This window comes from Pseudomonas sp. KCJK9000 (assembly GCF_046230725.1).
Taxonomy (GTDB): domain Bacteria; phylum Pseudomonadota; class Gammaproteobacteria; order Pseudomonadales; family Pseudomonadaceae; genus Aquipseudomonas; species Aquipseudomonas promysalinigenes.
In genome coordinates, this window is sequence record NZ_JBJJLN010000100.1 from 1 (window position 1) to 8,883 (window position 8,883).

The 8,883-nt window shown below is 60.1% G+C and carries 8 protein-coding genes and 1 pseudogene; 3 read left to right on the top strand and 6 right to left on the bottom strand.

The window, feature by feature from the left end; all coding sequences use genetic code 11:
* Positions 1-243: 243 nt before the first annotated feature.
* Both ACK59H_RS22420 and ACK59H_RS22425 read right to left on the bottom strand, forming a co-directional pair.
* Complete coding sequence (locus ACK59H_RS22420) at positions 244-1,284, bottom strand: LLM class flavin-dependent oxidoreductase (RefSeq protein WP_060480277.1); 1,041 nt, start codon at positions 1,282-1,284, stop codon at positions 244-246.
* A gap of 74 nt (positions 1,285-1,358) precedes the next feature.
* Positions 1,359-1,844 carry a flavin reductase family protein gene (locus ACK59H_RS22425; RefSeq protein WP_060480278.1) on the bottom strand — a complete coding sequence of 162 codons (486 nt, stop codon included), beginning with the start codon at positions 1,842-1,844 and terminating at the stop codon, positions 1,359-1,361.
* Between the two features lie 316 nt (positions 1,845-2,160).
* Here ACK59H_RS22425 and ACK59H_RS22430 point away from each other — a divergent pair, with 316 nt between their 5' ends.
* Complete coding sequence (locus tag ACK59H_RS22430; protein ID WP_186477936.1) at positions 2,161-3,567, top strand: cytosine permease; 1,407 nt, start codon at positions 2,161-2,163, stop codon at positions 3,565-3,567.
* Between the two features lie 51 nt (positions 3,568-3,618).
* Here the strand turns inward: ACK59H_RS22430 and ACK59H_RS22435 are convergent, their stop codons facing one another.
* The 4 genes and pseudogenes from ACK59H_RS22435 to ACK59H_RS22450 form a co-directional block, all read right to left on the bottom strand.
* Positions 3,619-4,482 (bottom strand): methyl-accepting chemotaxis protein, encoded by an 864-nt coding sequence (locus ACK59H_RS22435; RefSeq protein WP_371326793.1) that lies wholly within the window; start codon positions 4,480-4,482, stop codon positions 3,619-3,621.
* Positions 4,474-5,244 (bottom strand): annotated as a pseudogene (locus ACK59H_RS22440) (MCP four helix bundle domain-containing protein); the annotation flags it as partial. The pseudogene ACK59H_RS22440 and the gene ACK59H_RS22435, both read right to left, overlap by 9 nt.
* A 269-nt stretch (positions 5,245-5,513) precedes the next feature.
* Positions 5,514-6,680, bottom strand: coding sequence for an MFS transporter (locus ACK59H_RS22445; RefSeq protein WP_060480281.1), 1,167 nt, complete (start codon positions 6,678-6,680; stop codon positions 5,514-5,516).
* Positions 6,673-7,485 carry an alpha/beta fold hydrolase gene (locus ACK59H_RS22450; protein WP_060480282.1) on the bottom strand — a complete coding sequence of 271 codons (813 nt, stop codon included), beginning with the start codon at positions 7,483-7,485 and terminating at the stop codon, positions 6,673-6,675. Before ACK59H_RS22450 ends, ACK59H_RS22445 begins: the two co-directional genes overlap by 8 nt.
* 124 nt (positions 7,486-7,609) lie before the next feature.
* Here ACK59H_RS22450 and ACK59H_RS22455 point away from each other — a divergent pair, with 124 nt between their 5' ends.
* Positions 7,610-8,116, top strand: coding sequence for a MarR family transcriptional regulator (locus tag ACK59H_RS22455; RefSeq protein WP_060480283.1), 507 nt, complete (start codon positions 7,610-7,612; stop codon positions 8,114-8,116).
* A 24-nt stretch (positions 8,117-8,140) separates the two neighbouring features.
* The coding region (locus ACK59H_RS22460) for a LysR substrate-binding domain-containing protein (RefSeq protein WP_409264938.1) at positions 8,141-8,883 on the top strand (743 nt) is incomplete at its 3' end.

The window sequence follows — 8,883 nt, forward strand, 5'->3', positions numbered from 1 at the left end:
ACTGGTATGTAATAAGTGTTGTTGCGTCATGCGTCGAGGCGGAGGCCAGCAAATCCCGCAGGAATAATTGGCCCGAAACAAACGTAGGGGCGAGCGCAGCTCGCGATGCGCCGCGCGGGCGGCGCTCGTTCCGCGAACCACCACAAATCCCAAGGCATACACCGGACAAAAAAATCCCGCTCACATCGGCCACTGGTGCCAACGTGAGCGGGCGTGTCCCGCAATGTCTCAGGCAATGGGAATTCAGGCGAACGCCGGCACCACTTCCTTGATGAACAGCTCCAGCGACTTTTTCTTCTCGGCGTGGGGCAGGCTGTTGTCGCACCAGAAGCTGAACTCATCGACACCCAGCTCTTGGTAGTACTTGATTCGGGCGATGATCTCTTGCGGCGTACCGATCATGGTGTTCTTGCGAATATTGTCCAACTGGAATGCCGGGACTTCGGCGAACTTCGACTCAGGGCTTGGCTCCAAGAAGCCGTTGACCGGGGTGGTCTTGTTGCCGAACCAGGCGTCGAAGGTGCGGTAGAAGCGTGAGATGGCCTGGGCGCCGATCTTCCAGCCATCGGGCTCAGATGGGCTGTGGACATGGGTGTGGCGCAGTACCATCAATTGCGGCCGAGGAACGTCGGGGTTGTTGTCCAATGCGGCCTGGAACTTGTTCTTCAGGTCCAGCACTTCCTCGTCGCCTTTCATCAATGGCGTGACCATGACGTTGCAGCCGTTGGCCACGGCGAAATTATGCGAGTCGGGGTCGCGAGCGGCGATCCACATTGGCGGCGTGGCGTTGAAGGGCTTTGGTACGCTGGTGGAGGTGGGGAATTTGTAGACCTCGCCCTCGTGGGCATAGTCGCCTTCCCAAAGCTTGCGCACCACCGGCACCATTTCGCGCAGGGCTTTGCCGCCATCGGTGGCTGGCATGCCACCTGCCATGCGATCGAACTCGAACTGATAGGCGCCCCGGGCCAGGCCCACTTCCATGCGGCCGTTGCTGATCACGTCGAGCAGGGCGCATTCGCCAGCGACGCGGATCGGGTTCCAGAACGGGGCGATGATGGTGCCGGCGCCCAGGCGAATTTTATCGGTACGTGCGGCCAGGTAGGCCAGCAGCGGCATCGGGCTTGGCGAAATGGTGTATTCCATGGCGTGGTGTTCGCCGATCCATACGGTGCTGAAACCGCCGTGCTCGGCCATCAGGGTCAGTTCGGTCAGATCTTCGAACAGCTGGCGGTGGCTGACCTGTTCATCCCAACGTTCCATGTGCACGAACAACGAAAATTTCATGGGGCTTTCCTCAACGCTTGTAATTGTCTGTCGCCAGGTTTGGCAGGCGCCAGGTGTCTCGATTCACAATAAGCTCAGGCAAATGCCGGCAGGCTGGCCATCTTGCCGCGGCAATAGATCATCGGCCGGGGTGCTTCCTCGGGGACGATCAGGTTATGTACCTTGCCAACCATGATGGCGTGGTCACCCCCTTCATACTCACGCCACAGTTCGCACTCGATGACGGCGGTGGCGCCAGCCAGGATCGGGTTGCCCAGTTCGCTCAGGCTCCACTCGATGCCGCTGGCCTTGTCTTTGCCTTTCTTGGCGAACGCGTAGGCTTCGGCCTGCTGCTCACCGGAGAGCAGGTGAATGGCGAAGCGCTTTTGCTTGATCAGTACGGGGTAGGAGTCGGAAGTGTAGTTGGGGCAGAACAGCACCAGCGGTGGGTCCATCGACAGGGAAGAGAACGCACTGGCGGTCAGGCCGACGACCGAGCCGTCGTCGTCCAGGGTGGTGATGACGGTAACGCCGGACGGGAAAGAGCCCAGGACGTTCTTGTAGACGGTTGCGTCAATCATCGGAAGTACCTCTAAAAGGCTGCGGCGGTCCGCGGTTTTTATCGTTGATGTGTCTGATGGTATACCGTAATACCTATTTTGCAAGCGGAATTTTCTAAGCGCACATTTAACGATGAGCGGCTCAAGGCCCCGTAAACCTTGGCTTTGAGCGGTGAGTCGGTTTGTCGCAGGCGCTGCGCAAGGGGTGCAGATAGCATTTTTTGCTACGGATCAGTGTTGTCAAAAGTTTGGAATACCATAATATGGTCCGCAGCTGAGAGGCCGCCTAGATGCGGTTTCCTTACAACGATAAAAACGACCTTTCGAGCTGAAACCTATGTCCCAACCGTCGTCGCAACACCAGTTTGTCGAGAATCACACGGTCGATTACGTTCCACCTGCCGAGCGCCATGGGAAGGCGCGTGACCTATTCACCCTCTGGTTCAGTACCAACATCGCGCCACTGCCAATCGTCACCGGCGCCATGGTGGTCCAGGTGTTCCACCTGAACCTTTTGTGGGGGTTGGTCGCAATCGTGCTCGGGCATCTGATCGGAGGCGTGTTCATCGCCTTGGCCTCTGCGCAGGGACCGCAGCTGGGGATTCCGCAAATGGTTCAAAGCCGTGGCCAGTTCGGCCGCTACGGCGCGCTTTTGATCGTGTTCTTCACCGCACTTATCTATGTCGGCTTCTTCATCTCGAACATCGTGCTGGCGGGCAAGACCATCCACGGCATCGCCCCCAGTGTGCCAATGCCGGGTGCGATCGTGATCGGGGCGTTGAGCGCCACCGCCATCGGGGTGATCGGCTACCGCTTCATCCATATCCTCAACCGTATCGGCACCTGGGTGATGGGTTCGGCACTGCTGGCCGGGTTCATCATGATGTTCGCCCAGGCGTTGCCGGCCGACTTCTTGAGCCGCGGTGCCTTCAATTGGTCAGGCTTCATTGCCACGGTGTCGTTGGGTGTGATCTGGCAGATCAGTTTCTCCCCTTACACCTCTGACTACTCACGCTACCTGCCGCGGGAAGTCGGCATCGCCAAGCCATTCTGGGCGACCTATTTCGGCGCCACCCTTGGCACCATCCTGTGTTTCAGCTTCGGCACCATCGCCGTGCTGTGCGTGCCCGAAGGTGTTGATGCGATGGACGCGGTCAAGCAGGCCACCGGTTGGCTGGGGCCGATTCTGATGGTGCTGTTCCTGCTCAACATCATCAGCCACAACGCCCTCAACCTGTATGGCGCGGTGCTGTCGATCGTGACTGCGATCCAGACCTTCGCGGCCGACTGGACTCCCAGCATCAAGGTACGCGTGATCCTGGCGACGTTGATTTTGCTGGGCTGCGCGATGGTAGCCTTGAACGCTTCGGCAGGCTTCATCGGCCAGTTCATCGGCCTGATCCTGGCGCTGTTGCTGGTGCTGGTGCCTTGGGCTTCGATCAACCTGATCGACTTCTACCTGATCAAGAAGGGCCGGTACGATATCAAGTCGATCTTCCGTGCGGACGGGGGCATCTATGGTCGCTTCAACCACCATGCGATCATTGCCTACGCCTGCGGCATCCTGGTGCAGTTGCCGTTCGCCAATACCGCGCTGTACGTGGGGCCGTACTCCAACCTTGTCGAAGGCGCCGACCTTTCTTGGTTGTTCGGCTTGATCGTGACGGTGCCGCTGTACTATTGCCTGGCTACTCGCGGCCAGGCCGCCGAACAGGCAACAAGGATGGCCAGCGTCAACGACTGATTGGCGATGACGATCCAGCAAGGGCCGCTACGCGGCCCTTGCTGTTTATGATCAGACCTTGAACTGCGCCACCATGGTGTTCAGGTCCACCGCCAGGCGTGACAGGTCCTGCGCCGCAGCGCTGGTCTGGTTGGCCCCCGCCGATGTCTGCATCGCCAGGTCGCGGATGTTCACAAGGTTGCGATCCACCTCCCGTGCGACCTGCGCCTGCTCTTCCGAGGCGCTGGCGATCACCAGGTTGCGCTGGTTGATCGAAGCGATGGCCTCGGCGATCACTTCCAGCGCTTGACCAGCACCTTGCGCCACTTCCAGCGTGCCGTTTGCCCGGCCGCGGCTGGTGTGCATCGCCGATACCGCACGCTCGGTGCCATTCTGAATACCGGCAATCATCTGCTCGATCTCTGCGGTGGACTGCTGGGTGCGGTGGGCGAGGGCACGCACTTCGTCCGCCACCACTGCAAAGCCTCGGCCTGCCTCGCCTGCGCGGGCGGCTTCGATCGCCGCGTTGAGCGCCAGCAGGTTGGTCTGCCCGGCGATGGCCCCGATGACATCCAGCACCCGGCTAATCTCGTTGGCGTTGCTGGCCAGCTGCTCGATCTCGGTAGAGGTGCCGGTCACGTCATTGACCAGGTGCTCGATCGATGCCAGGGCCTGATTGACCTGCTCTTGGCCATCGCGGGTACTCTGGTCGGCGCCTTTGGAGGCGTCGGCAGTGGTCACTGCATTGTTCGCCACTTCTTCCACGGCAGCGGTCATCTGGTTGACGGCGGTGGCGGCCTGATCGATCTCTGCGCTTTGCTGATGCAGGCCGCGGCTGGTGTCTTCGGTGACAGTGTGTAGCTCCTCAGAGGCTGAAGCCAACTGGTCGGAGGAGGCGGCGATCTGGCGGATCGTGTCGCGCAAGCTGCGTTGCATACGGTTCAGGGCGCCTAGCAGCAAGGCGGGTTCATCATGGCCAACCACCTTTATGTCATGGGTCAGATCGCCCGTGGCTACCCGCTCGGCCACGGTCACGGCCTCGGCCAGCGGTACCACGATGCTACGGGTAAGCATTACGGCGATGCCTGCCAGTGCGAGCATGATCACCACCAGCGAGACGATAAGCGCCGTGAAGGCCTGGTCGGCCACATCACTGCTGCGTTGCGATGCGTCCTCGGCACCTTTGCTGTTGTAGCTGAGCAGGGCGCTCAAGGCTTTCATCATGGTGTCGGCATATTGGGTCAGAGGGCCGCTGATCTGTTGCCTGGCTTCGTTGACTTGGCCGGCGGCGATGGCTTGCATGACCTGCGACTGTAGGCCCGAATACTGCTGGTAAGCGGTAGTGAAAGCGTCGAAAAGGGCGCGGTCATCGGCGTCGATGATGGTGTCTTGGTAGTCTTTGAGGCCCGACTGAAGTTGCGCGTTGATGCCCTTGAGCATCTCGACATTGCGCTCGCGCTCTGCGGCGCTGTCATCCAGTGCGGCGCGCAATGTCACAGCGCGGGAACGGCCCAGGTTGGTGCTGATGTCACCCAAAGCAGCCACTGCGGGCATCCAGGTTATTCGTATCTCATCCGTGGCGGCGTCCATCTGCCGGGTTTCATAGAGAGCGACCAGGCCCATGATCAGGACCAGAAGGCCCAACAGGGCGAATACACCGGCAGCGCGAGTACCGATCCGCATATTCCGTAAATGCATGAAGTGCTCCTTGACGTTTGCAGGCAGGCGTCAAGAGCTTGGCCCAATGGCCGGGTCACCGGGTGGCGCCAGGCTCTGGATGCGCTGCAGATTTAGATGTGTGCCTCACCCTCAACGATCGTTTTTATTTAAATGATGCCACATGGCCATCATTATTGACCAGTCATTCAATTAACCGCCAACTTCTGTGAAATCCTTCATTTATTGACGGTTTTGTCAGGTTTTCGCTGTTTGGCGGCCACGTAGTCGAGCCTTATCGGTGTTCGCAATCATCGCGCCGCAAGCGATAGCGTAGCGGATGCCGGGCGCAGACGGGCAGTTAACACCAATAGCAGCACGGCACCGATGACCATCACTGCCCAGGCCCAGTGCAAGGAGCTGAGCTGGTCGCGCACAACGCCAGCCATTACCGGGACCGTGGCTGCAATCAGGTAGCCCCCTCCCTGGACGAATGCCAGCAAAGCCCCTGCCTGAGACGGCGACTGCGCATGGTCGAGGGTGACGATGAGCGAAAGCGGGAACAGCGCACCAATGCCAAGCCCTAGGCACAAGGTAGCCAATATCGCCAGCTCAAGGGGTGCGCTCATCAGGCAAGCCAACCCCAGGAGCACCAGCAGTATCACCGTTGCCAAGGGGAGCCTGCGGTCGGGGCAGCGGTGAATGAGGGCCGATACCAGCAAGCCTGCAACGACTTCAGTCAGGGTCAGAGCGCCCAGTAAATAACCGGCCTGCGCAGGCGTCCAGCCCAATTCAACGTAAAACGGTGGCAGCCAGGCCAGCACCAGGGTGTAGGCGCCGGTGCCGATACCGAAAAATGCCAACAGTAGCCACGCCCGCGCGCTGGTGTAAGGCAGGCTCGCTTCGTTGTCGCTGCCAGCATTGCTACCTGCGGCGAACAGCCAAGCGATCAACCCGAGCAACGCAGGCAATGCCGCCACGCCCAAGGTCAGTTGCCAGCCGAACAGGTTCGCACCCGGTGCCGCAAATGCAGCGGCCAGCGCTGCGCCACCCATGATCCCTGTGCTGAACACCCCCATGAGCATGCCTGCACTTTCGGGGTGGCTGCGCTTGATGAACGCCGGCATCAGCGCCTGAGTGATCGCGATGCCTACCCCGCCTAGTGCGGCTGTGGTGATCAGCGCCGAGCCCGAGGCTACGTACGCGCGTGCCGCACAACTGACAGCAATCAGCAGAATTCCCATGGCCACCCCTTTTATTTCGCCAACCCATCGCAGCAGCCAGGGGCCTGAAAGCGCGAACACGCCCATCATCATTACCGGCAGCGTCGTCAGCAGGCCGGCCTGGGTATTGCTCAAACCCAGGTCCTGCTGCAGTGTCCCCAGCAGGGGGCCAATTGCGGCCATGATCGGGCGCAGGTTCAGCCCGATCAACAGGGCCAGCAAGCCAACGCCTGCTTTGCTTGGCAGATCACGCATGGTCAGGTTGCTCCTGCAGGAATTCACTGATTGCCTGGTTGAACGCTTGGGCATGGGCGATGTTGAAAACGTGGCCATCCCCCGCCAGGGTCAGTTGACGGGCATTGGCGATACGGCGGGTGATTTCCTCGGCTTCAGAAAGCGGGCTGATCAGGTCGCCCGAGGCAGCCAGTACCAGCGTCGGCGCTTGAACAAGTGCTAATCCCTGGCCTATGTCAAATTGCTTCATGCCAGTGCACCAGTGGATCTGGCTCGCTGCCGACAATTGAGCGGCTTGGGCGTGCCAGGCCTGATAGAGGCGCTGGCCGCGGGCCGAGGCTGCGAAGCCGGCACCCACCAGAGCCGGCCATGTCGACTCGAATCGCTTCAGGCAACCGTCAGTGCGTTGTAGGCCACAGACCCATTCGTCCAGCGTCGCCTGACGGTGTGCGGTGCTCATGCTGAAGAACGATCCCGCGACCACCAGCTTCTGCACCGCTTGCGGGGCAAGGCAGGCCATTTCCAGGGCCACCATGCCACCCAGTGAAAGCCCAATCAGGTGGGTGCAGGCCAGCCCCAGGTGATCGAGCAAGGCTAACATTTGCAATGCCTGCGTATGGGCTGTGATACCTTCAGGCGCTTGACTAGAGGCACCGTGGCCTAGCAGGTCGGGCACGATGACGCGATGGCCCAGGCTGAGCAAGGCGTTGACTTGTGGCATCCACGCTCGCCCGCTGTTGCCCAGGCCATGCAACAGCAAGACTGGGCTGCCTGCGCCGCTGTCGAAGTAGTAGTGCCGGTGCCGCTCGTGTGTGAAAAACGCCATGACTATCTCCTGATCCTTCAGCTACATGCTCGCCAAGATAACTTAACGTTAAGATAGTTAAAAGGCGGTTAGGTATAGGATTGTGTGACGTTCAACAATGACAATCAGCGCGTATGGGGGCGTTATGGAGGATCATGTCGATTTCGTGGTAGCTCAGTGGGGGCAAGCGATGCCCTCGGTAGATGTTACCTCCATGGAAGTTTTCGGGCGGATTGTGCGGGTTCAGAAGCACTTGGAGCGCATGCGTGCAGAGGCCCTTTCGCAGTACGGTTTCAAGGAAGGGGAGTTCGATGTCTTGGCCACGCTACGCCGCGCAGGGGCGCCGTATCGCCTGACGCCAACCGAGCTGTATCGCTCGTTGCTGATCACTTCTGGGGCGATGACTAACCGCCTGGCGCGACTGGAAAGTGCCGGCATGGTCGAGCGCGTAGCCGCCAGCCACGACAAGCGTAGCCTCCAAGTGGCGCTGACCGCAGCAGGTAAGGCATTGATCGAGAAGGCCGTCCTTACCCATACTGAGATTCAGGAGCTTGTACTGGCCCCGCTCAGCGCCGAGCAGCGTATGGCGTTTGCGCAACTGTTGAAGCAAATGCTCATGCACCTGCCCGGCGAAGGGCCCCCTACATCATGAGTGGAAAATTCAGGAGGAATTTCCATGCTTCACAGCAATTACCTCAAGCAGTTGGACCTGCAAGACATCGTGGTTTTTCTCAACCTGCTTGAACTGCGTAGCGCCAAGCGCACTGCCGAGCTGATGAATGTCAGCCAGCCCACGGTCAGCTACTGCCTCAAGCGCCTGCGCGGGTGCTTTGACGACACGCTGTTCTCTTCTTCGCAGGGTGTGCTGCAGCCCACCACCAAGGCGGAAAAGATCGCGCCCTACCTGCGCGTGGTCGTCGAGTCGGTCAACCGCTGTGCCGAAGACGACAGCGCGGTGTCGCCGCAGGCTGTACGCAAGATCTGGCGGCTGTGTGCGCCGGAGTATTTCGAACTGTCATTTCTGCCTCTGGCGCTGGCAACGCTTTCTCGGACTCAGAGCAACACGTCGCTGCATCTGGACCGCCTGAGCCGCGACCTGCCGGTGGACCGGTTGATTTCGGGTGAAATCGATGTCGCCATCGGTTTCGGGCCTGGTTATCACCAGATGCACCCGGAGCTGCAGTGGCAGGCGGTGCTCAACGATGATTTCGTGTGCCTGACCAGCACTGACCACTTGGCCAACGACAGCGCCATGAGCCTGGATGAGTTCTGCGCTTCGTCCCATGTTTTTCCCACCCCGTGGATCTCGGAAAAGAACATGGTCGACAGCTGGTTGGATAAAGTCGGGCGCTCGCGCAATGTGCTGGTGCGCGCCAACGGTTACCAGGCTTGCGTCAACATTCTCGCTGCCGTGCCTGC

Coding starts and splice junctions, on each gene's coding strand:
- ACK59H_RS22430 (WP_186477936.1), top strand. CDS start 2,161: ATGTCCCAACCGTCGTCGCAACACCAGTTTGTCGAGAATCACACGGTC.
- ACK59H_RS22425 (WP_060480278.1), bottom strand. CDS start 1,844: ATGATTGACGCAACCGTCTACAAGAACGTCCTGGGCTCTTTCCCGTCC.
- ACK59H_RS22455 (WP_060480283.1), top strand. CDS start 7,610: ATGGAGGATCATGTCGATTTCGTGGTAGCTCAGTGGGGGCAAGCGATG.
- ACK59H_RS22420 (WP_060480277.1), bottom strand. CDS start 1,284: ATGAAATTTTCGTTGTTCGTGCACATGGAACGTTGGGATGAACAGGTC.
- ACK59H_RS22450 (WP_060480282.1), bottom strand. CDS start 7,485: ATGGCGTTTTTCACACACGAGCGGCACCGGCACTACTACTTCGACAGC.
- ACK59H_RS22435 (WP_371326793.1), bottom strand. CDS start 4,482: ATGCAACGCAGCTTGCGCGACACGATCCGCCAGATCGCCGCCTCCTCC.
- ACK59H_RS22445 (WP_060480281.1), bottom strand. CDS start 6,680: ATGCGTGATCTGCCAAGCAAAGCAGGCGTTGGCTTGCTGGCCCTGTTG.